Origin of the sequence: Brasilonema sp. UFV-L1, from assembly GCF_012912105.1 — a bacterium.
In the GTDB taxonomy this organism is placed as follows: Bacteria; Cyanobacteriota; Cyanobacteriia; order Cyanobacteriales; family Nostocaceae; genus Brasilonema.
In genome coordinates, this window is sequence record NZ_QMEA01000032.1 from 25,787 (window position 1) to 51,682 (window position 25,896).

General features: G+C 40.8%; 7 protein-coding genes. All 7 read left to right on the top strand.

Going from position 1 to position 25,896, the window contains the following annotated elements:
* The first annotated feature begins 65 nt into the window (after positions 1-65).
* The 7 genes from DP117_RS11990 to DP117_RS12020 all read left to right on the top strand — a co-directional run bounded on the left by DP117_RS11990 (position 66) and on the right by DP117_RS12020 (position 25,707).
* Positions 66-4,778, top strand: coding sequence for a non-ribosomal peptide synthetase (locus DP117_RS11990; RefSeq protein WP_169218532.1), 4,713 nt, complete (start codon positions 66-68; stop codon positions 4,776-4,778).
* Between the two features lies 1 nt (position 4,779).
* Positions 4,780-6,192 carry a condensation domain-containing protein gene (locus DP117_RS11995; RefSeq protein WP_169218533.1) on the top strand — a complete coding sequence of 471 codons (1,413 nt, stop codon included), beginning with the start codon at positions 4,780-4,782 and terminating at the stop codon, positions 6,190-6,192.
* Between the two features lie 121 nt (positions 6,193-6,313).
* Positions 6,314-7,570: a diaminobutyrate--2-oxoglutarate transaminase gene (ectB, locus tag DP117_RS12000; RefSeq protein ID WP_169218539.1), complete on the top strand. Its 1,257-nt coding sequence runs from the start codon at positions 6,314-6,316 to the stop codon at positions 7,568-7,570.
* A gap of 94 nt (positions 7,571-7,664) precedes the next feature.
* A complete protein-coding gene (locus tag DP117_RS12005; RefSeq protein WP_169218534.1) occupies positions 7,665-12,764 on the top strand; it encodes a non-ribosomal peptide synthetase in 5,100 nt (1,699 codons plus the stop codon).
* 20 nt (positions 12,765-12,784) lie between these two features.
* Positions 12,785-20,602, top strand: coding sequence for a non-ribosomal peptide synthetase (locus DP117_RS12010; protein ID WP_169218535.1), 7,818 nt, complete (start codon positions 12,785-12,787; stop codon positions 20,600-20,602).
* On the top strand, positions 20,599-21,624 hold the full coding sequence (locus DP117_RS12015; protein WP_169218536.1) for a TauD/TfdA family dioxygenase: 1,026 nt from the start codon (positions 20,599-20,601) through the stop codon (positions 21,622-21,624). Before DP117_RS12010 ends, DP117_RS12015 begins: the two co-directional genes overlap by 4 nt.
* Positions 21,625-25,707 carry a non-ribosomal peptide synthetase gene (locus DP117_RS12020; protein WP_248277636.1) on the top strand — a complete coding sequence of 1,361 codons (4,083 nt, stop codon included), beginning with the start codon at positions 21,625-21,627 and terminating at the stop codon, positions 25,705-25,707.
* Positions 25,708-25,896: the final 189 nt, after the last annotated feature.

Here is a 25,896-nt window from a genome sequence, read left to right on the forward strand (position 1 = left end):
GGTTGTAAAAAAGCTATAGTTTCAAACTGTTTTTCTCCAATTATCTTCCTAAGAAGAGGTGCAATGTGTCTAAACAAAATAATCTTTCCAGACGGCGAGCTAATCTTTCACCAGCAAAGCAAGCGCTTCTGGAAAGGTTGACGCGAGGTGAACATAAAACCAAATTGAGTGTTATCGAGCCGCGAAAAGAGCAGGCTCCTCCTCCACTGACTTTTGCCCAACAGCGGCTGTGGTTTCTTAACCAGTTGGAACCCAACAGTACTGGCTATAACATCCCTGTCACCATTCGCGTTACAGGGAGGCTTAACCAGGCAGCGTTGGAGCAAAGCTTCAACAAAATTGTGCTGCGTCATGAAGTCTTACGGACTACCTTTGCCGTTATAGATAGCCAACCCGTCCAAGTCATTCACTCTGCCCCCACCTCCACCATATCAATAGTGGATCTCCGGAATCTGCCTGTTATTAAGCGTGAAACTGAGGTAAAGCAGCTGATTATTGAGGCGGCTCAATGTCCTTTTGACTTGGGTGTCGGTCCATTGCTACGTACAACCTTACTGTGGCTGGATGAGGAGGAATACATCCTGCTAGTAGTAATGCATCACATTGTTACTGATGAATGGTCAATGGGGGTATTCATTCAAGAACTATCGACTTTATATCCAGCTTTTTGTGTTCAAGAATCATCCCCTTTACCAGAATTACCTATCCAGTATGCAGACTTTGCAGTTTGGCAAAGACAACGCTTGAGTGAGTCCGTCCAAGAAACTCAACTCAATTATTGGCTTTCTCAATTAGATGGTGCGCCACAATTGTTACAATTGCCCACTGACCGCCCTCGTCCAAGTGTGCAGACTTACCAAGGTACAGCTCAAAGTTTCACTATAAATACTGATTTAACCCAAAAGTTGCAAACCTTGTCTCAAGAGTCGGGTACAACCTTATTTATGACCCTACTGGCGGCGTTTGCCACTTTATTATATCGTTACAGTAATGAATCAGATATTTTAATTGGTTCACCCATTGCCAATCGCAACCCCAGTGAAACTGAGTCTTTGATTGGCTTTTTTGTGAATACTTTGGTGTTGAGAACCCGTTTTGAAGATAATCCTAGTTTTGAGAAGTTGCTTACACAGGTTAGGGAAACCACACTCAAAGCTTATGAACATCAGGACGTGCCTTTTGAACAAGTAGTAGAAGGATTGCAACCACAACGTTCTTTGAGTCATTCCCCCCTGTTTCAGGTGATGTTTGTGTTGCAAAATGCACCCAGGGGTGAACTAGAATTACCTGGTGTTACCTGGTGTGAGTTAAATCAGCAAAGCACAACTGCTATGTTTGATTTAACAGTGTCAATGATCGAAACTGACCAGGGATTGGTGAGTAAATGGGAGTACAATACTGACTTGTTTGATGGGTCAACCATTGAACGCATGGCTGCTCATTTCCAGAACTTGTGTAGAGCGATTGTGGAAAACCCAGTAGCAGCAGTGGGTGAATTACCCCTATTGAGTGAAGCAGAATGCCATCAGTTATTGTTGTCGTTTAATGATACTGCGTCAGTATATACCACTGAAAAATGTATTCATCAATTGTTTGAGTCGCAGGTAGAGAGAACACCCCGATCTGTAGCGGTGGTGTTTGAGAATCAGCAGTTGAACTACGAGCAATTAAATCAAAGAGCCAACCAATTAGCACATCACCTGCAAACCCTGGGAGTGGGACCAGAGGTGCTAGTGGGTATTTGTGTAGAACGTTCGATGGAGATGGTGGTGGGACTGTTGGGGATACTTAAGGCTGGTGGTGGTTATGTACCCCTAGACCCCAATTATCCCCTTGAACGGTTGAGTTATATGTTGGCAGATTCGGGTGTGGAGATGTTGCTTACTCACAGGTCTTTGCTTGAATCTTTGCCGTCACATACTGCACAGGTGGTTTGTTTGGATAGCGATTGGGGGGCAATAGAGCAACACCAGAAGGATAATCTTGATGTTGGCGTATGTTCGGATAATTTGGCTTATGTGATCTACACTTCTGGTTCTACTGGACTGCCGAAGGGGGTTCAAATTTGCCACTACAGTGTGGTCAACTTCTTAAATTCTATGAGTCATTTTCTGAGATTAACTCAGGAAGATACTTTCAGTGCAGTTACCACTATTTCCTTTGATATTGCAGCCCTTGAACTTTATCTGCCATTAATGGTAGGCGCAAAAGTTATCGTGGTTCCCCGTGAAATAGCTACTAATGGGGATTTGCTGTTTTCTGAATTATTCGAGTCGAAGACAACCGCTATGCAAGCTACACCAGCTACTTGGCAAATGCTATTAACTGGTGGTTGGTCTTCTCATTATCCCTTGAAAGTATTTTGCGGTGGTGAAGCATTACCAGCTCAATTAGCTCATCAAATTCTAGAAACTGGTAGCGAATTGTGGAATTTGTATGGTCCAACAGAAGCAACTATCTGGTCTACAATTTACCAAGTAGGAGCAAACAAAACAGTAGCAAGAAACGAAGATGCTTCTTCTTTTATTGGTCGCCCCATAAGTAACACCCAAATATACATCTTAGACTCACACCTCCAACCAGTACCAGTGGGAGTGGCAGGAGAACTCTACATTGGAGGTGATGGCTTAGCCAGAGGTTACCTCAACCGCCCAGAACTAACCCAAGAAAAATTTATCCCAAATCCCTTCTCTAATTCTAAATCAGAGCGCCTTTACAAAACAGGCGACTCGGCCTGCTATGATAGTAATGGTGAGATTAAATTTCTTGGTCGCATTGACCAGCAAGTGAAAGTACGGGGCTTTCGCATCGAACTCGGAGAAATCGAAGCCGTCCTCAACACCCATCCGCAAATCGAACAAGCTGTAGTTATTGCAAAAGAAGATATTCCTGGTAACAAACGCTTAGTTGGCTATGTAGTTACTTATAATGAATCACTCACTACCAACCAACTACGTGAATTCCTCATACAGAAGCTACCAGAATACATGGTGCCAAATGTCTTTGTCACTTTAGACACTCTACCGTTAACACCCAACGGCAAAGTAGATCGCAAAACACTACCAGCACCTGAAACTGTAAGAGATGAATTATCAGGGACTTTTGTTGCACCTCAAACTCCAGTAGAAAAAATCCTAGCCAAAATTTGGACTCAAGTTCTCCGCATCGAACAGGTAGGCATTCACGATAACTTCTTTGAATTCGGTGGAGATTCAATTACCAGTATTCAGATTGTAGCCAGAGCCAAAAAGATGGGTTTGGAACTAACTCCCAGGCATATGTTTTCTCACCAAACAATTGCCAAATTGGCCGAAGTCACTACAACAACCCAAAATATTCACTTGGCGACTGGGGAGATACCGCTTACCCCCACCCAACAATGTTTCTTCCAGCAAAATTTACCTAACCCAGCACGCTGCGCTCAGACAATTTTACTGGAAGTGCAACAAGCAATTGCACCCGAGCTTATAGCGCAAGTCGTGCAGCAGTTACTGTTGCAGCATGATGCACTCCGTTTGCGTTTTAGAAACGAGGAATCTGGATGGCGGCAATTGCTAGCCGATCGCGATGATGTTTTACCAATTACAAAACTGGATTTTTCCACACTGGCTGAAGTAGAGCAAGAATCGGCACAAAAAGAAGCGATCGCCCAATTACAAGCAAGTCTAAATTTATCAGATAAACCACTAATACAGTTTGCTCTTTGCGATCTAGGTAAGCAAAAGCCTCAGCGTATATTCATAGTCATTCACTCTTTAATTGTCGATCCGGCTGCTTGGCAGATTTTGCTAGAAGATTTCCAAACGGCTTGCAACCAAGTTATACTTGGAGAAACGATACACTTGCCACCAAAAACAAGCTTATGGCAACACTGGGCTAACCGCATCCATCAGTACGCTCGATCATCAACCATTCAGCAAGAACTAGATTACTGGTTGGCAGAGTCTCGCAGGCAGGTACAGCCTTTACCAATAGACTTCTATGAGGGTAAAACACAAGTAAAAAATATTACTACAAGCTCAGTTGTCCTAAGCGCGGCACAGACGCAAGCCCTTTTACAGGAAGTACCTAAGGCTTATAAAACCCAAACTAATGATGTCTTGCTGACAGCACTGGTGCAGGCTTTTGAGCAGTGGACGGGAGAAAGTAAACTGCTGGTAGATTTGCAATATCAAGGGCGGCAAAAAATCTTTGATAATATAAATGTATCGCGTACTGTCGGCTGTTTTACTAGTACCTTCCCAGCGTTATTAGATGCTAGAGAGAATAGCGATTTTGGAGAGACATTGAAGGCAATTAAAGAGCAGTTACGTTTGATACCAAATAAAGGTATAGGCTATAGCGTATTGCGCTATCTCTGCGGTGAAAGCATCGCCATAGAAATGCAAGCTCTACCGTCAGCAGAGGTGAGATTTTATTACCAAGAGCAATTTGATCAAGTTTTTCCTCAATCATCTCTGTTAACACAGACGAAACAATCCACTGATTTGAACCCAAGTATAGAAGAAAAGGGCAACTATTTACTGGATATTAGTTGGTCGATTGTTCATAACCAGTTGCAATTGAATTGGACATATAGCAAAGATATTTATCGCCAAAGCACGATAGAAAGATTGATTGAAACTTTCATGGAGGCATTGCGATCGCTCATCAGCCATTGTCAATCGAGTAAAGCACACTATACACCTTCTGACTTTCCGCGCGCGAATTTGAGTCAAAAAGACTTAGATCGACTCCTAGCACCAATCAACCGCAAGAGCAGAAACGCGAGTAATTAAAATGAAAACAGAAAACATCGAAGATATCTACGAACTGACACCCATACAAAAGGGTCTGCTGTTCCAAAGTTTGTACGAGCCGGAATTGGGAGTTTATTTTTTCCAGGTGAGGTTTGCTATACGTGGCAATTTGAACGTTGTCGCTTTCGATCACGCCTGGCAGCAAGTTGCAGCAAGGCATACGGCCTTACGTACAGGCTTTTACTGGGAAAATCTTGATAAACCGCTACAAATTGTCTACCGACAAGTCAAAGTCCCTTTAGAAGAGCTTGATTTGCGAGGAATAGATTCAGTAGAACAGCAAAAACGCTCTTCTTCTTTTTTGGAAAGCGATCGCCAAAAGGGCTTCGATTTGTCCCAAGAATGCCTGATGCGCCTAACTTTAATTCGTTTAACCGATGACTCTTACCAATTTGTCTGGAGTCACCACTTTATTATCATTGACGGCTGGTCAATACCGTTAATCTTCAAGGACTTGATTGAATTTTACGAAGCACAGTGCCGAAGTCAAGATTTACCTATAGAACCAGGTGTTCCCTATCGATACTACATTGACTGGTTGCAACAGCAAGACATATCTAAAACCGAGAAATTTTGGCAAGAAGCACTCAGCGGCATACAAGCGCCTACTCCTGTGACTAACCTAGATACGGATCGTCAGTCGAGTTTAGAAGAAAGATTTGATGAGCAAAACCTTTATTTATCAGCAGCAACTACAGCAGCATTGCTATCATTGGCAAGACAGCATCAACTCACCCCAAGTACCTTATTCCAAGGAATTTGGGCTTTACTTCTAAGTCGTTACAGTTGTCATCGCACCGTAGTTTATGGCTGTACTGTTTCTGGTCGTCCAACAGATTTAGAAGGGGTAGAGTCGATGGTAGGGATGTTAATCAACACTTTGCCTGTAAAAGTGACAATTGATACTGAAAAATCTTTACTGCAATGGCTCAAACAGCTGCAAGCTCAACTGGCGGAAATGCGTCAGTATGAGTACAGCCCATTAGTAGAAATTCAAGGCTGGAGTCAAGTACCAAGAAACTTACCCTTATTTGAGAGCATAGTAGTGTATGAGAGATTACCAGTAGATCCAATTTTAGAGCAATGGCAGGGAGATTTAGAAGTTTCTTCAGGCACATTTTATTACAAAACTAATTATCCCTTAACTATAGCAATTTATCCTGGTTCAGAGTTTTGTATCGCCATCAATTATGATTTCCGCCGTTTTGATGCTGCCACAATTAGCAACATTCAGGAAGATTTTGAGATATTGCTTCAAGGTATGGTGAATCATCCTGATGTGCTATTAAAAGACTTTTTATTACTTTTAGATCGAGAACAGCATATTTCTTCTTTGCTGGAAAAAGAAGTAACATTTGATTTTGATTTTGACAAAATAGCAACAGTTTATTAAAAGACACTGTTTATTGCTATTCTGGTTTATTCATCTACAAAATTCCCTACAGCCTAATCTACATCACCTGAAAACTGAGGTATTTATGAGTTTCATGTCCATAAAACAAGAAAGTAATCATCTGAATATTTTTGCAGAAAAAGAATCTAACGTTAGAAGTTATTGTAGAAACTTTCCGGAGATTTTTCATCGAGCTAAAGGTTCTATCATCTATTCTGAGTCTGGTAAAGAATATATTGATTTTTTAGCTGGTGCCGGAGCTTTAAATTATGGTCATAACAATGACTATATCAAACAAAGAGTCATGTCTTATTTAGATTCAGATGCGATCGCGCATGGTCTAGATATGTATACATCAGCAAAAAAAGAGTTTTTAGAAAAGTTTTCAAGTAGTGTATTAACCCCAAAAAACTTAGATTATAAAGTTCAATTTTGCGGACCAACTGGTACAAACGGGGTAGAAGCAGCTTTAAAATTAGCCCGAAAAATCAAAAAACGACCTGGTATTTTCTCTTTTATGGGAGGATATCATGGGATGACTTTGGGGAGCTTATCTGCTACCAGTAATATCAAGATGCGATCTGGATTTGGTGTGACAGCAAATCATGTGACATTCATGCCTTATCCATACGGATTTATGGAAAGCTTTGACACTATAGGCTTTATTGAATCTGTACTCAGTGATGTCAATTCTGGAATTGAAAAACCAGCCGCAATTCTCTTTGAAACAGTACAAGCTGAAGGGGGGATAATTGTAGCACCTGTTGAGTGGATACAAAAACTCAGAAATTTATGTGCTCGCCATGATATTTTACTAATTTGTGATGATATTCAAGTTGGTTGTGGTCGCACTGGTCCGTTCTTTTCATTTGAAAGAGCAAATATTGTTCCTGACATGGTAGTGCTGTCAAAATCCATCGGTGGTTATGGATTTCCCATGTCGTTATTATTAATTAAACCAGAGTTAGATATTTGGGAGCCTGGAGAGCATACTGGCACTTTTCGGGGAAATCAACTAGCTTTCGTTGGTGGTGCAGCTGCCTTAGAATATCGAGATAATTGCCATCTTGAAAATGAAGTTAAACTTAAAGGTTTTTTCTTACAAAAGTTTTTAAATCAGGAAATATTGCCAATTAATGAAAGCATTAATATCCGAGGAATAGGAATGATTTGGGGAATCGATATAGCAAATTTTGGTGATGCTAGTCTTGCTAAAAATATAGCTGATCGATGCTTTGAACTAGGATTAATAGTAGAGCGAGTTGGAAGAAACGATACAGTTATAAAAATTTTACCACCATTGACAATTGAAATATCAACATTACAAACCGGATGTTCAATTATAAAACAAGCTTTTTTTGATTGTTTATTACATTAAAAAGAAAATTTTCTCTTTGATAACAAGCAGTTGATCAATACAAGCCTAGATATTGAACAGAGAACCCACACAATACTTCTCAGGAGACATAATAATGCTTGCTAATGAAATTAAAACGAACCCGATATCTCAAAATTCTTTTTCTCAAAAAATCTACTGGTTAAATAAATTATCTGGAGAGTTACCAGAGACAAATATCCTACCAGATTATATCAGAGCCAACTTAGATAATGACAAAAATCAAAACTTCACATTTGAGTTATCAGATGTTGTATCTCAGAAAATCATTAAATTCACTAAAAAATCTGAATTATCTATATATTTGTTTTTGTTAGCAGTAGTGAGCATCTTGCTACATAAATATATTGGTAACCCTGATATAATTGTCGGTTCACCTACTTATTACCCAAGAAGTAGCAAAGAATTGATTAATAAGTTTGTACCGTTACGTTTTCAGATTACAAATCAACTTACTTTCAAAGAACTTATACTACAAGTGAAAAATACTACTGTTGATGCTTATAGCCATCAAAATTATTCATTGGATGAATTAGTGCGCTTGTTACAAGTTTTCCCAAGTCAAAACCGCTGTCCCATTTTTGATATCGTGGTTTTATTAGAAAATATTCATACACAAGCAGCGCTATCTCAACTGAAAAATGATATTACTTTTGTTTTTACAGTTGAACATAACCATATTAGCGGTAAAATCATTTATAAAAAATCTCTTTTTGATAAAGAAACTATCAAAAGAATAGTCAAACATTCTGTAACTATAATGGAGTGTGTAACCGATAACTTTGATTTAAAAATCTCAGATATTGATTTCTTAAAAGATGAGGAAAAATATCAATTGTTAAAAGTTTTTAACGATAATAGCCGAATTTATCCATTTGAACAGACAATTCACCAATTATTTGAAAATCAGGTACGGCATGCACCTAATAAAATTGCTATAGTCTATCAAGATACTGAAGTTACATATAATGAACTTAACGAAAAAGCCAATAGACTAGCTTGGTTCCTTCAAAAATTAGGAGTAAAACCAGGCGATTTTGTAGGAATTTTGCATCATCGTCATCCAAATTTTCTCATAGGAATGCTTGCTATCCTAAAGGCGGGTGGAGCTTATGTACCTATTGATAGCAGTTATCCTCAAGAAAGAATCATATATATGCTATCTAATAGCAAAGTTCAAATTCTTTTAACAGAATCTGCATTGTTAAATGCATTAAATGGCGGAACCAAAGACGAGCAATATTTAAAATGCTTAGTTTGTTTAGACATTGAAGATAGTCATCAAGTAATTTCTCCTTTAGCTGGAATAAATATCTACGGACAGAGTGACTTTGAACAATTATCAAAATATAATCCGGCAGCTATAAATAATAGCGGTATCGCTCCGGCTTACACGATGTATACTTCCGGTTCTACCGGCTTACCAAAAGGAGTCATTATTAGGCATGGAGGTGCGATTAATCATATCTATGCCCAATTTGAGGCTTTAGAGTTAACTGAAGAATTGGCTTTTCTGCAAAGCGCTCCTGCTTCATCAGATATTTCCGTTTGGCAATTTTTAGCACCCATACTGATTGGAGGAAAAACTGTCATTGTAGATACGGAAACTGTTTTACAACCGTCAAAATTATTTCAGGTCGTTCAAGCACAAAAGCTAACTCTCATTGAACTCGTCCCGGTTGTACTCAAAGGATTACTTGACTATATCTCCAGTTTATCGATGCAGCAAAGATTATTACCGCATCTGAAATGGATGATGGTAACGGGAGAATCTGTATCGGTAGAATTAGTAAATTATTGGTTGAGTATCTATCCAGAAATTGGGGTTGCTAATGCTTACGGACCAACGGAAGCAGCTGATGATATTACTCAATTTATTATCAAAAAACCTTTACCAGAAAATCAACGAAGCGTTCCGATTGGTAAACCATTAGCAAACTTAAATCTCTATATTCTTGATTCTGAGATGAAATTACTCCCGATTGGTGTTCCGGGAGAAATTTGTGTATCGGGATTTGGGGTTGGCAAAGGATATTGGAAAAATGAAGCAAGTACCAAGTCAAGTTTTATTCCCAACCCATTTTTAGATACTGCCAAACCCTTACCAGGCACTGAACAAGACTTCATCTACAAAACTGGAGATTTAGGCAGGTGGCTTGCTGATGGAACTATCGAATTTTTAGGACGCATAGATCACCAAGTCAAGATTCGTGGCTTCCGCATTGAGCTAGGAGAGATTAAGGCGCTACTGGCACAACATCCAGCAGTACGTGAGACTGTGGTGATAACTAGGGAAGATAGTCCTGGAAACAAGCGCTTAGTAGCTTACGTTGTGCTTCAAACAGAAGTTGTAGGAGTCCAGCATAATCTGCGGTGTTTTATGCATGAGAAACTGCCAGAACACATGATACCCTCAGCTTTTGTGGCATTGGAGGCACTGCCATTAACACCTAACGGCAAAGTAGATCGCCGCGCTTTACCAGCACCAGAACAAACACAGCAATTATTGTCAGAAACATTTATACCACCGCGCACATTTGTTGAGGAAATGGTGGTTAATATCTGGTCTAAAGTCTTGGGTGTTGAACATATCGGTATTAACGATAATTTCTTTGAACTGGGGGGACACTCGTTGCTGGCAACAATGGTGATTGCTCGCCTCAGAGAAGCATTTAAGATTGAATTACCTCTACGCTGTTTATTTGAAGCACCTACTGTAGCTAGTTTAAGCGATCGCATTGGGCGCACAGACCAAAAACTTCAGGCTCCTCCCATTCAACAAGTATCGCGGGATCAAGAACTACCTCTGTCTTTCGCTCAACAGCGACTTTGGTTCCTCGACCAATTACAACCCGGTAACTCTTCCTATAACATCCCAATAGGAGTGCGTCTGCAAGGTGTACTCAATATATTGGTGCTACAGCAAAGTTTCCAAGAAGTTATTAACCGTCACGAAGCCTTGCGGACAGTCTTTACCACGGCGGCTGATCAACCAATTCAGATGATTATCCAGTCTCATAGCTTCACTTTGTCAGTGGTAGATTTACAGCATTTACCACCAACAGAACAAGAAGCCAAAGCTCTACAACTAGCTAAAGAGGAGGCACGAAAACCCTTTACACTAGATCAATGGCCATTGCTGCGGGTAACTTTACTACAGCTAAATGATACAGAATATTTACTACTGCTGACAATACATCATATTGTGGCTGATGGCTGGTCAATGGGAGTACTTGTTCGCGAAGTAGCTACACTCTACGAAGCCTTCTGTGCTGGTAAACACTCTCCACTTAAGCGTCTTTCTATCCAATACGTTGATTATGCTGTCTGGCAGCGACAATGGTTACAAGGAGAAGTTCTAAAGACGAAGCTTTCCTACTGGAAGCAGCAATTGGGTCACAACTTGCCGACGTTAAAACTACCAACGAAACAAAACGCCACTATTTCCCACTTCCAGAGTGCAATCCACGACTTTCAATTCTCTCCACAACTGTCCGCAGCACTGAATAAACTGAGCCGCCAAGAGTCTGTTACGCTATTTATGACACTGCTAGCAGCTTTTCAGACACTGCTATACCGCTACACAAATCAAGATGACATCATCGTTGGTACCGATCTGGCTAACCGCACTCAGTCTGAGACTGAACAATTAATAGGTTTCTTTATCAATCTCCTGGTTTTACGCACCGATATGAGTGGGAATCCCACTTTCTACGAATTGTTAGAGCGAGTCCGGGAGGTAACATTAAAAGCCTATGCTTATCAAGATTTACCTTTCGAGAAACTGGTAGCAGAACTGCGTCCAGAACGGAGCCTGAGTCAAACACCATTATTTCAAGTTTTGTTTGTCATGCAAAATGCATCCATGCCGACTTTAGAAGTTAGTGGGTTAACTCTCAGTCCGTGGGATATTGAGAACGAAACAGCAAATTTTGATTTAGCTGTCTTCATTGCGGAAACAGAAAATCAAATTGTAGGTAGTTGGAAATACAATGCTGACTTATTTGATGCTGCCACTATCACTAAAATGTCAAGTCATTTTGAAACTTTATTAGCCAGTATTGTCAAGCAACCTGATGCTCGTTTGGACACATTAGAAATACTTACTGAATCAGAAAAGCAGCAACAAGCTATGGAAAAAATTAAACAGGAAAAAAGTGATTTTAGCAGGTTTAAATCTATTAAACCTAAAGCAATACGTCTGTCAGAAAAGGAGTTAATCGAGACAGAGTATTTGCACCCAGGACAGACATTACCTTTAGTAATCAAACCTGTTGCTGACGATATCGAGTTAGTAGATTGGGCAAAGAGCAGTCGCGCTCTTATCGAAAGTAAATTATTACAGCATGGTGCAATTTTATTTCGAGGTTTCAATCTTAAATCGGTTTCTGAATTTGAAAGAGTAGTTAGTGCTATTTGTCCTCAATTATTTGCTAACTATGGAGATTTGCCCAAAGAAGGCATTAGCGAGCGAGTTTATAGTTCTACTCCTTACCCTTGTGATCAAGCGATTCTTTTCCACAATGAAAGTTCTCATCTACACCAATGGCCGCTAAAAATCTGGTTCTTTTGTTTGCAACCAGCCCAACAGGGAGGGGAAACACCGATTGTTGACTGCCATAAAGTTTATCAACTTCTCGATCAAAAACTACGAGAAAGATTCGAGCAAAAACAATTAATGTACGTCCGCAATTACATTGAAGGTTTAGATGTAAGTTGGCAAAACTTCTTTCACACTGATGATAAAACAGTTGTCGAAAAAGCTTGCCGTCAGTCTAGTATGGATTTTGAGTGGCTTCCCAATAATGGCTTGAGAACTCGTAAAGTAAGACCTGCAATATCTTACCATCCCCAGACGGGAAAACCTCTATTTTTCAATCAAGTGCAACTGCATCACATTTCTTGTCTGGAATCAGATGTCAAGGCATCTCTCCTATCTACTCTGGGAGAAGAAAATTTACCGCGCAATATCTATTACGGAGATGGTTCTCCTATCGAAGACTCAGTTATGGCAGAAATCGACGCAGTTTATCAGCAAGCCAAAGTCAGCTTTCCCTGGCAACAAGGAGACATATTGATGCTGGACAATATGCTGACTGCCCACGGACGCAATCCCTATAAAGGTTCTCGCAAAATTGTCGTGGCAATGGGCGAAATGATTTCTAGCATAAAATAGTTAAAGGATTGGAACGAGCAATGCAAAATCAAAGTTTTGAAGGCTTTCGGCTTTCTCCTCAGCAAAAACATCTTTGGTTATTACAACAAAATAGTATGGCAGATCGCGCCCAGTGCGTTCTTCTGCTGGAAGGAAGGCTTAAAATAGAAATTCTCAAAGAAGCGTTAGAGAAAATCGTTAATCGACATGAAATTCTTCGCACGATATTTCATCGGCGATCAGGATTAAAAATTCCTATTCAAGTCATAAACGATAGCAGCAAACCATCCTGGCAAACTTTTAATCTAAGTGACATAGATGCAAGGCAACAGCAAGTCAAAATTGAGGAATTATTTTTGGAGGAGAGAAAATTTCCATTTGACCTCGAAGGAGATTCTCTGCTGCGTGTATCCTTACTGATTTTGTCAGCTAATCAGCATATGTTACTGATTACTCTACCATCTCTATGTGCGGATAGCTGGACGCTAAAAAATCTAGTCAAAGAAATCGCTTATACCTATGGTCAATGTTTAAATGATGAGGAATTGTACGATGAACCAGTGCAATATCTCCAATTCTCTGAATGGCAGAATGAACTACTAGAAGATGAGGATGCAGAAGCTGGAAGAGACTACTGGCGACAGCAAAGCTCCAAGTCACCTCCATTGCTAACTCTTCCTTTTGAGAAGCAATCTAGTGGCGAAACAAAATTTGAACCCAATGTTTTGTCTTTAAGAATTGAGTCAGCAGTAGTAGCAAGGCTTGAAAATATAGCTAAATTAAATAACAACATAAAAATTACAGAATTCTTATTTGCTTGTTGGCAAACATTAATTTGGAGATTAACAAGACAGCCAAATATTGTCATTAATACTATTTTTAGTAGCAGGCAATATGAAGAACTGCATGAGACGCTAGGGCTGCTAGCAAAATGGTTGCCTATCCGCTGTGATTTTCAAAATGATTTTAAATTCAACGAAATTCTGACTAAGATTAGCAAGTCATTGCACGATGGCGACCAATTGCAAAAATATTTTATGTGGGAACAGAATATAGAAACTACTAGTAAAGCTGTCAATTTCCCACTAGCTTTCGAGTTTCAAAAATGGTCAAATAAATATGATGTAGGTGGAGTTTCATTTTCAGTTGAGAAGCAGTATGTCTGCTTTGAGAGATTCAAAGTAAAGCTTACCTGTGTGCATAGAGAAGAATTCCTAACAGCAGAAATTCATTACGATCCTGAAACAATTGACTTAGAAGGCATTCAGTACCTGGGACAACAATTTAAGACTTTAGTAGAAAGTGCAGTTAACAATCCAGAAGCTGAAGTTAGTAAATTAGATATTTTTCGCGCTCGCGAGCGCGAAAAACTGCTATTTGATTTCAATCAAACCCGAATCGATTTTCCTTTAGATAAATGTATTCACCAACTTTTTGAAGAACAAGTAGAAAAAACACCTAATAGTATTGCAGTTATCTTTGAAAACCAGCAATTAACTTATGCTGAGCTAAATGCTCGTGCTAATCAGCTTGCTCGTTATTTACAAAACTTGGGAGTGAAACCAGAAGATCTGGTGGGGATTTATTTGGAGCGATCGCCTTTAATAACTATCGGTCTTCTCGGAATTCTTAAGGCTGGAGGAGCTTATCTTCCCTTAGATCCAACCTTACCAATTTCTGGCTTAGATTTTCGGTTGCATGATGCTGGAGCTAAAATATTGCTGACGCAAGAGCAACTAGTAAAAAATCTTCCTGAGTCAGAAACAAAAGTAGTTTGCTTGGAAAGGGACTGGGACATTATTGCTAATGAAGCCAGCAATAATCTCCATTGTGAGCTAACACCTGATAATTTAGTCTATGTAATTTACACCTCTGGCTCTACAGGAAAGCCCAAAGGTGTAGCTATAGAGCATCGGCAACTTCTCAACTACCTATATGGCATACAAAAAATACTAAATCTGACCCCAGGTAATAGCTTTGCTCTTGTTTCTACTTTTGCTGCTGACTTAGGCAACACCGTTATCTTTCCTGCTCTTTGTACTGGCGGGTGTTTGCATGTAATATCTTTTGAACGAGCTTCTGATGCACAAGCCTTAGCGGATTACTTTCAAGAGCATCCCATCGACTTTCTCAAGATTGTTCCTTCTCATTTAAAAGCTCTATTATTATTTGAATACCCAGCCAAAATTCTGCCTCGTCGGCAACTGATTCTTGGGGGAGAGGCAACAAACTGGAAGTTAATCGAACAAATTCAGCAATTAGCTCCAGAATGTCAGATTATCAATCACTACGGACCAACGGAAACTACGGTAGGAGTTCTTACTTACCAAGTTGAAAAAGTACCTGACTCTCGACAATCTTCAACTGTTCCCATCGGTTGCCCCCTAGCCAACACTCAAATTTACATACTTGACTCCAAAAAACAGCCGACACCAATTGGTGTTCCTGGGGAAGTATACATTGGTGGTGCAGGATTAGCCAGAGGCTATCTCAACCGTCCCGAACTGACGGCAGAAAAATTTATCCTCAACCCCTTTAATGATGACCCCCAAGCCCGATTGTATAAAACAGGAGACTTAGCTCGGTACTTAAGCAATGACAACATTGAATTCCTCGGACGCATCGACCAACAAGTCAAAATTCGGGGGTTTCGGATCGAACCTGGAGAAATCGAAGCAGTTCTCAGTAGTTATCCCCACATTGAACAAGCCGTAGTCATAGCGACAGAGGATACTCCTGATGATAAACGGTTAGTAGCTTATATAGTAAGTGATAATCAAGACATCAGCATTCATCAACTACGGGAATTTCTCCAACAGGAACTCCCCGCCTACATGGTTCCTGCAGCCTTTGTTATCCTTGACACCTTGCCCTTAACTCCCAACGGCAAAATAGATAGACTTGCTCTACCCGCGCCAGAGGAGAAGACCAGAACTGGAGAATATGTAGCTCCCCACACGCCAAGCCAAGAAATCATCGCCCACATTTTTGGTGAGCTATTGGGGGTAGAAACCGTCAGCATTCATGACAACTTCTTTGAACTGGGAGGACATTCCCTCCTAGCTACCCAATTAATCTCCCGACTCAGACACAGCTTTGAAGTAGAAATTCCCCTCAAAGCTATCTTTGCAGCGCCTAGCGTCGCGCAACTCGACCAAACCATCGCTCAATTACGGACACAGGGACAAAGTTTGAATCTGCCACCGATAGAGCGAATTGCCCCAAACACAGAGAAAATCCCCCTCTCCTTTGCCCAAGAAAGACTGTGGTTCCTCAACCAACTCGAGGGAGCATCGGCAACTTATAATACGCCTGCCGCCCTACGCCTGAGTGGAGCATTAAATCTTAATGCCTTGCACCAAGCCCTAGCCGAAATCATCCGTCGCCACGAGGCACTCCGTACCAGTTTTGCCAACATCAATGGCACACCTATGCAAGTGATTCACCCAGAAGCCAGTATGGATATAGAGGTGGTGAATTTACAGCACTTAGAACAAAGCGAACGAGAACTAGTTGTAGAGCAACAATTACAACGAGCGGCTTTAGCTCCCTTTAATTTAGAGAGCGCTCCCTTAATCCGGTGCAGTTTATGGCAATTATCAGACAGCGATTACGTATTCGGCATTAATATGCACCATATAGTCTCGGATGGGTGGTCGATTGGCGTGTTGATTCAAGAACTATCAGCGCTGTATAAAGCTTTTTGTACTGGAGAATCATCACCCCTACCAAATCTAGAGATTCAATATGCCGACTTTGCCCTGTGGCAGAGACAATGGTTGAGTAAGTCAGTACTAGAGAAGCAAATGCAATACTGGGTATCGCAATTACAGGGTGCACCAGAATTGCTGCAACTGCCCACTGATCGACCGCGCCCGAGCATGCAAACCTATAAAGGTGCAACGCAAAGCTTTGGATTGAATCAGGAATTAACCCAGAAATTAAAATCATTGTCGCGGCGGGCGGGCAGTACGTTATTTATGACTTTGTTGAGCGCTTTCGCCACCTTACTGTATCGTTACAGCGGCCAGTCAGATGTGGTAATTGGTTCACCAATCGCCAATCGCCACCGCAGTGAAATAGAGCCATTGATTGGCTTTTTCGTGAATACCTTAGTTTTGAGAACTCAATTAGATGATAATCTGAGTTTTCAGCAGTTGCTGGCGCAAGTCAGAGAAACCACCCTCCAAGCTTATGAGCATCAGGATGTACCCTTTGAACAGGTAGTAGAAGCCTTACAACCTCAACGCTCTATGAGTCACTCCCCGCTGTTCCAAGTGATGTTTGTCTTGCAAAATGCACCGATGGGCGAGCTGGAACTACCTGGAGTGTCGTTGAGTGGGTTAGAACAGGAGAGGACGATTGCTAAGTTTGATTTGACCGTATCTATGTCCGAAACTTCGGCGGGATTGGGGTGTGAATGGGAGTACAACACTGACTTGTTTGATCGCTCAACCATCGAGCGGATGACGAGTCATTTTGAAAACTTGTTGTCAGCCATTGCCTCTAATCCCCAGCAAAGAGTGAGTGAATTACCCTTACTGAGTACCGCCGAACGCCAGCAGTTGTTATTCGAGTGGAATGACACCAACCGGGAATATCCACTAGACAAATGTATCCATCAATTATTTGAGGAGCAGGTAGAGCGCACCCCAGATGCGGTGGCAGTAGTATTTGAAAAGCAGCAATTGACTTATCAACAGTTAAACGCAAGGGCGAATCAACTGGCTCATTACCTGCAAACCCTTGGTGTTGGGCCAGAAGTACTCGTGGGCATTTGTGTCGAACGTTCTGTTGAGATGGTGGTAGGATTGTTAGGGATTCTCAAGGCTGGTGGTGCGTATGTGCCTGTTGACCCCACGTATCCTCAAGAACGATTGAGTTATATGTTGCGTGATGCTGGGGTGAAAGTGTTGTTGACGCAAGAAAACTTGTTGTCATCTGTGCCATCTCATACTGCCCAAATGGTTTGTTTAGATACTGATTGGCAACCGATCAAGCAGCATAGTCAGGAAAATTTAATTACTGGTGCGGGTGCAGAGAATCTGGCTTATGTCATCTATACTTCTGGCTCCACCGGACAACCCAAGGGGGTAATGAATACCCGTCAGGGAATTCGGAATCGGTTACTGTGGATGCAAGAAGCTTATCAATTAACGAGTAGCGATCGCGTTCTACAAAAGACACCTTTCAGTTTTGATGTTTCAGTATGGGAGTTTTTCTGGCCTTTATTAACCGGTGCTAGGATTGTAGTTGCTAGACCAGAAGGACATAAAGATAGTAATTATCTGATTAATCTAATTGCCCAAGAGCAAGTTACGACCATACATTTTGTCCCGTCTATGCTGCAAGCTTTTCTGCAAGAAGATAGTTTAGAAGATTGCAGTTCTTTGAGGCGAGTTTTTTGTAGTGGAGAGGCATTGTCATTTGAACTGAAGGAACGTTTTTTTGAATACTTTGAATGTGAATTTTACAATCTTTACGGACCTACAGAAGCAGCAATTGATGTGACTTTTTGGCGATGTCAGCCCCAATTAAATTGTCAGCTAGTCCCCATTGGTCGTCCAATTGCCAATACTCAAATCTACATTTTAGACCAACAAATGCAGCCAGTACCAATCGGAGTAACTGGAGAACTCTATATTGGTGGTGATGGCTTAGCCAGAGGCTACCTGAACCGTCCCGAATTGACTCAAGAAAGATTCGTCCTCAACCCCTTCTCGCCTGACAAATCGGCACGCCTGTATAAAACTGGCGACCTCGCTCGTTATCTTTGTGATGGTAACATCGAGTATATTGGTCGCATCGACCATCAAGTTAAGATTCGCGGCTTTCGTATCGAATTGGGAGAGATCGAAGCAGTGCTGAGTAGTCATCCCCAAATTCAACAAGCTGTGGTCATTGCAAGCGTTGATAATTTTGGAAACAAACGTCTCATCGCTTATGTAGTCAGCGAGTCAGAAACTTTTAGCACCCATCAACTGCGGGAATTTCTGCAACAGCAACTCCCCGCTTACATGATGCCCTCTGCCTTTGTCAGCCTCAATGCCCTGCCCTTATCGCCCAATGGTAAAATAGATAGAAAACCCTTACCTACACCCGATGGCGACATCGAACGAGAGGGAGAATATGTAGCTCCCCGCACGCCAAGTGAAGAAATCATCGCCCACATTTTTGCTGAGGTGTTGGCGATAGAAACCGTCGGCGTTCATGACAACTTCTTTGAACTGGGTGGACATTCCCTCCTGGCTACCCAATTAGTCTCCCGACTCAAACAAAGCTTTGAAGTAAAAATTCCCCTCAAAGCCGTCTTTGCAGCGCCCAGCGTCGCGCAACTCAACCAAGCGATCGCTCAATTACGGGCAGAGGGACAAAGCTTGAATCTGCCACCGATAGAGCGGATTGCCCCAGACATAGAGAAAATCCCCCTCTCCTTTGCCCAAGAAAGATTATGGCTTCTCGATCAGTTAGAGTCAGATAGTGTAGCATACAACATGCCTGCCGCCGTCAGAATAGAAGGAAAGTTACAGCCGACGGCTCTTGAAAGGAGTATCAGTGAAATTATTCGTCGTCATGAAGTCTTACGCACCAACTTTGTCAAACAAGACGGGCAAGCAATACAAATCATTCATCCCGTAAGTGACTGGCAAATGACCACCATTGACTTACAATCTCTGTCAGCCAACCAGCGAGAAACCGAAATTCAAAGCCTAGCCACCACCGAAGCGGCCAAGCCTTTTAACTTGGCAACAGACTCTTTAATTAGAGGTACACTACTCGCATTATCAGATAGCGAGCATGTCTTGTTACTAACAATGCATCATATTGTCTCTGATGGTTGGTCAATCGGAGTATTCATCCAAGAATTGACCACCCTCTACTGTGCATTTGTAGAAGGGAAACCTTTACCTCTGCCGGAATTACCAATTCAGTATGCAGACTTTGCAGTATGGCAACGTCAATGGTTGCAGGGAGAAGAACTACAAAAACAACTGAACTACTGGCAAAAACAACTGGCTGGCGCACCAGCCTTATTAGAATTACCTACCGACTACCCTCGTCCAGCAGTGCAAACCTTTCGAGGAGCGAGGCAATCTCTGCAATTATCAAAGACTTTGATTGAGGAAATTAAGACGTTAAGTCGTCAAGAGAGAGTCACTTTGTTCGTGACACTATTTGCGACATTTACATGTTTGCTGTATTACTACACTGGTCAGGAGGATATAGTTGTAGGTACTGCTGTCGCTAACCGCAATCGTGCTGAAATTGAGAAATTAATCGGTTTCTTTGTTAACCAGCTAGTCTTCCGAATCGATCTCACTGGCAACCCTACCTTCGGAGAATTATTAGAGCGAGTTCGAGAGGTGGCACTGGAGGCTGATGCTCACCAAGATTTGCCATTTGAAACGCTGGTAAGAGCCATGAAATTAGAGCGAAATCCAAGTCGAACTCCTCTGTTTCAGATAAAACTCGTTTTCCAAAATACTCCCGTATCAGATCTAAATCTTTCAGAGCTAAATGTAAATTTGATAGAGGTTGATAACGAGACGACGAAATTCGATCTTCTTTTAAATATGGAGGAGACACAACAGGGATTGTCTGGCTCCTTGCAATACAATACAGCCCTCTATGAATCTACTACCATCACGCAGTTTTTAGAACAATTTAAGACACTTTTGAGCAAAATTGTAGCACAGCCTAATATCAGATTGAACACCATCAAAGAAATACTTTCTGAGGCAGACAGACAAAGGCAATTGGTAAAAGAACAAGAAGTAAAAAAGGCTGCCGTTCAAAAACTAAAAAAATCGAACAGACGTATCTCGAACAACTCAACTGAAAAGAAGTACAGATTATGATAAAAACTGAAGAAAACAACATCAATAAGTTACGTCAAGCTAAGCGAAAGCCGATAAATCAAGAGCGAGGAAAATTAATTGAGGAAAAATTTATTAACTCTGATAACTTTTTTCCTTTAGTTATTTCACCCATTGTAGATGGAGTTAATTTAGTAGCATGGGCTGCCAAAAATCAGGATTTTATTGAAGATCGTTTACTAAATTATGGAGGTATACTGTTTCGGAATTTTAATGTGAATGGAGCGCAAGAGTTCCAGGAATTTATCGAGGCAATTTCTAGAGAAAAATTAGTAGAGTACAATTATCGTTCAACTCCACGCACTCAGGTAAACGATAAAATCTATACTTCAACTGAATATCCTCCCAACCAATCGATCCCTCTCCATAACGAGAAAGCTTATTCTTCTGTTTGGCCGATGAAAATTTGTTTTTTCTGCGCCCAACCTGCCCAACAAGGTGGCGAAACACCGATTGCTGACAGTCGAAAAGTTTTTGCAAAACTTGATTCTGCCATAAAAGAAAAGTTTATGCAGAAGAAAGTGATGTACGTTCGTAACTACGGTGACTTAGATTTGTCCTGGCAAGATGTTTTTCAAACCACAAACAAATCAGAAGTAGAAAATTTTTGCCGTAAAGAAGGCATTGAATTTGAATGGAAAAATGATCGCCTCACAACTCGTCAAGTTTGTCAGGCTGTTGCCAAACATCCTCATACAGGTGAAATGGTTTGGTTCAACCAAGCTCATTTGTTTCACATTTCAAGTTTGCAAACAGAAATACGCGAATCATTATTCTCTTTATTGGCAGAAGATACTATTCCACGCAATGCTTATTACGGTGATGGTTCAACCATTGATCCCTCTGTGATCGAGGAGATTAATCAGATCTATCAACAAGAAAAAGTTGTTTTTTCTTGGCAGAAAGGAGATATTTTGGTACTGGACAATATGTTAAGTGCTCATGGACGTATGCCCTTTGTCGGCACGAGAAAGGTTTTGGTAGGTATGTCTGAACCTTGTTAATTGACAACATTTTTAATTCAAGAAGGATTTGGAGATATGCAAAGTGCAATTATTGATGGATTTCGTATTTCACCTCAGCAGAAGCATTTATGGGTTCTACAGCAAAGCGATTACGCTAGTCGCGTAAGCAGAAACAATCACCAGATCGCTTATTATTCTCAAATTGGTATACGTATTGAGGGAAATATCGCTCCAAAAATTTTAAAAGCTGCCTTAGAAAATATCATTGAGCGACAAGAAATTTTTCGTACCGTTTTCAATTGCTTGCCTGAAATGTCAATACCACTTCAGTTCGTAACCGAAAACAGTATACTAATGTTTGAAGAGCGCGATCTAAGCGGTTTGACTTCCCAAGAACAAAAGATTCAGATCGATGCACTTTTTCAAGCTCGAAGTTGGCAAACTTTCGATTTGGAAAAAGGACCTCTTTTATATACAGTATTAAACAAGCTATCATCATGCGAGCAGATCTTATTTATCAGCTTACCTGCCGTTTGCAGCGATCTAACAACACTTCATAATTTGGTAAAAGAAATTTGTCATTTTTATGAAGCATACTTGGACGGGAGAGAATTTTCTGATGAATTGATGCAGTACGCAGATATATCTGCATGGCTAAATGAATTATTGGAATCAGGGGACACAGAAACAGGAAGAGAGTATTGGCGAAAACAGAATGTTTTTTCGGTTTTAAATAAGAAAATTCCTTTAGAAAATTATTCATCTGCAAAAGTACAATTTGAACCCCAATCTTTAACACTAGAAATTAATTCCGATACGGTAACAAAGTTAGAAATGCTTGCTCGCAAGTATGACACTTCGATTTCTGTATTCTTACTAGCTTGCTGGCAAATTCAACTCTGGCGTTTCACCGAACAGTCAGATATTGTTGTCGGCACTGCCAGCGATGGGCGTAAATATCAAGAATTAGAAGATGTCTTAGGATTATTGACCAAGTATCTACCCATCCATTCCCATCTTGAAGAAAATCTTCATTTCAAAAAACTGCTGGAAAAAGTTGAGGAAACTTTAAGCTCTGGTCACGAATGGCAAGAATATTTTAGCTGGGAGCAAGTTACTGCTAAGAATGGAAATGGGATAGAACCACCCTTTTTTCCTTTTTGTTTTGATTTTCAAGAACAGCCTGCAAATTGTCTTGTTAGTAACGTCTTATTTTCTATATACAAAGAATATACTTGTATTGATCGCTTTAAAGTAAAACTTTCTGGGGTTCGTCTCGACGAGCGCTTGTTGCTGGAGTTTCATTATGATTCCAACTTATTTCCCTTCAAAAATATCAAAATCCTTTCAGAACAATACCTGACTTTACTCGAAAGCGCGATCGCTTACCCAGATAACGCGATCGCCGATTTAGAAATGTGTAGCGATCGCGAACGACAGCAATTGCTAATTGAATTCAACGATACTCATACCGATTACTCAAAAGATAAGTGCATTCATTCTTTGTTTGAGGAGCAAGTAGAACGTACTCCAGAGGCAGTGGCGGTAGTGTTTGAAAACCAGCAACTGACCTACAGGGAATTGAACAATCGCGCTAATCAACTGGCACAATACCTGAAAACATTGGGGGTAGAAACAGAAACATTGGTAGCTATTTGTGTAGAACGCTCATTGGAGATGGTGGTAGGTATATTGGCAGTACTCAAAGCAGGAGGAGCTTATGTGCCACTTGACCCTAATTATCCATCAGAGCGTTTAGTCTATATGCTGCAAGATGCTCGAATTTTAGTATTATTGACTCAACAGAAACTACAAAAAAATCTTACTGATTGTCAAGTTAATATTATCTGCCTTGACACAGACTGGGGGAAAATAGCTAGCGAAGCAAACGACAATCCCAACACTCAGGTAAAACCAGAAAATCTAGCTTATGTGATTTACACTTCTGGTTCTACTGGGTTGCCTAAAGGTGTAGCTATCGAACATCGGCAATTGTTTAACTATCTCAACAGCATTCAAACAATACTGAATCTTCCTTTAGGAGCGAATTATGCGACAGTTTCTACCATAGCAGCAGACTTAGGTCACACTGTTATCTTCCCTTCCTTGTGCGGTGACGGATGTCTACATATAATCTCTTCCGAGCAAATCATTAATGCCAAAGACCTGGCCGATTACTTCGAGCACAATTTAATCGATTGTCTTAAGATTGTTCCCTCCCATTTAAAAGCGTTGTTAACATCAGAAGCTGGCGCGCAAATTTTGCCACGTCAGCGTTTAGTTCTTGGTGGAGAATCAACCAGTTGGGAGTTGATCGAACAAATTCAACAACTAGCTCCAAAATGTCAAATTATCAATCACTATGGGCCGACTGAAACTACGGTAGGGGTTCTTACTTACCAAGTCGAAGGAGTACCCGACATTCGACAATCTTCAACTGTTCCCATCGGTTGCCCCGTAGGCAACACTCAAATTTATATACTTGACTCGAAAAAACAGCCGACACCAATTAGTGTTCCTGGGGAAGTATACATTGGTGGTGCAGGATTAGCTAGGGGCTATCTCCATCGTCCCGAACTGACAGCAGAAAAATTCATTTCCAACCCCTTCAGTGATGATCCACAATCGCGACTATACAAAACAGGGGACTTAGCTCGGTATCTACCAGATGGCAATATTGAGTATATCGGTCGTATTGACAACCAAGTCAAAATCCGTGGTTTTCGGATTGAGTTGGGCGAAATTGAAGCAGTTTTGAGCCAATATCCCCACGTACAGCAGGTTACGGTAATTGCCAGCGAAGATACCCCAGGTGATAAACAATTAGTAGCCTATCTAGTGAGCGATGCCGAGGAGAATCCTAGTATTAGTGACTTGCGACAATTCTTGAAAGAGAAGTTACCAGGGTATATGGTTCCTGCTGCTTTCGTGTACTTAGATGCGCTCCCCTTGACTCCCAATGGCAAAATAGATCGCCGTGCCTTACCCGCACCCGATCTTAATAGCATTGCTGTGGACAATCGCTTTTTTCGATCGCTCGATCTCGTAGAACAGCAACTTGCAGAAATATGGTCAGAAGTTCTAAATCTTTACCCCATCGGAGTCAAGGATAACTTTTTTGAGCTTGGCGGACATTCCCTTTTAGCTGTCCAACTGATGGCCAAAATTGAACAGCAATTCCGAATCAATTTACCCTTGTCAGTACTCTTTCAAAACTCGACTATTCAACAACTAGCGACTTTTTTGCGTCAGCCAGTAGATACATCGATCTGGTCTCCCTTGGTGGCAGTTAAGCCCAGTGGTTCCAACAAACCTTTCTTTTGTGTGCCTGGAGCGGGTGGCAATCCTATGTATTTCTACAATCTTGCTCATCATTTAGGTCGAGAACAACCTTTTTATGGACTACAAGCACTCGGTCTTGATGGGGAATCAGAACCACACACACAAGTTGAGATTGCGGCAACATTTTACATTCAAGCAATACAGTCTATTCAACCGAAAGGACCATATTTGTTAGGAGGTCATTCTTTTGGATCTAAAGTAGCTTTTGAGATGGCGCAGCAGTTACAAAAACTAGGTCACGAAGTAGCACTTTTGGCTCTTTTCGATACTACTGCACCAAATGTTGATGATGTTGATGCCAAATCGCAACATGTTGAGGTGGAAAATGCTTTTTGGTTAAATAAAATTGGCTTAGTATTGGAAGAACTTTACGAAACAAGCTTAGATATATCCTACGAAGTTCTTAAATCCTTTGAGTCAGAAGAAGAACAATTAAAGTATTTTCAAAAGCAATTACAGCTAGCCAATGTCTTACCCGCTGAGATTGGAATCAAGCAACTGCGGGGACTAGTTAAAGTTTATAAAACTCAGGTTAATACTATCTATCAACCAAGAGAGACAGAGACTATAAATCAAATTACTTGTTTTATGGCTAGTGGTGAGAATAAGTCTTCTGAAGATTTAGAAAATAAAGCTTTAACCTGGAGAAAATTTTCCAAGTTACCAGTGAATATCCAAGTTGTTCCGGGCAAACACATAACAATGCTTAATGAACCTCATGTTCGAGTTTTAGCAAACAAAATAAGAGACTGTCTTGAAAAAACTCAGGAAACTGGTTAGTCATATAACTCCACACAAAATTAGATTACTCTCAAAAAGATGCTTAAATCTTTATCTCTTAACCAAACAATCAAAACTCTGAAACCATTTTTGATTGTTTGGCTTGGACAATCAATTTCTCTAATTGGGTCTAATCTTAACAGTTTTGCTTTAGATCTTTAGCAGGGTTAGCGCGTCTCAAACACTGTT

Excerpts from the sequence above, each read along its gene's own strand:
- DP117_RS11995 (WP_169218533.1), top strand. The coding sequence starts at position 4,780 with ATGAAAACAGAAAACATCGAAGATATCTACGAACTGACACCCATACAA.
- DP117_RS12005 (WP_169218534.1), top strand. The coding sequence starts at position 7,665 with ATGCTTGCTAATGAAATTAAAACGAACCCGATATCTCAAAATTCTTTT.
- DP117_RS12010 (WP_169218535.1), top strand. The coding sequence starts at position 12,785 with ATGCAAAATCAAAGTTTTGAAGGCTTTCGGCTTTCTCCTCAGCAAAAA.
- DP117_RS12015 (WP_169218536.1), top strand. The coding sequence starts at position 20,599 with ATGATAAAAACTGAAGAAAACAACATCAATAAGTTACGTCAAGCTAAG.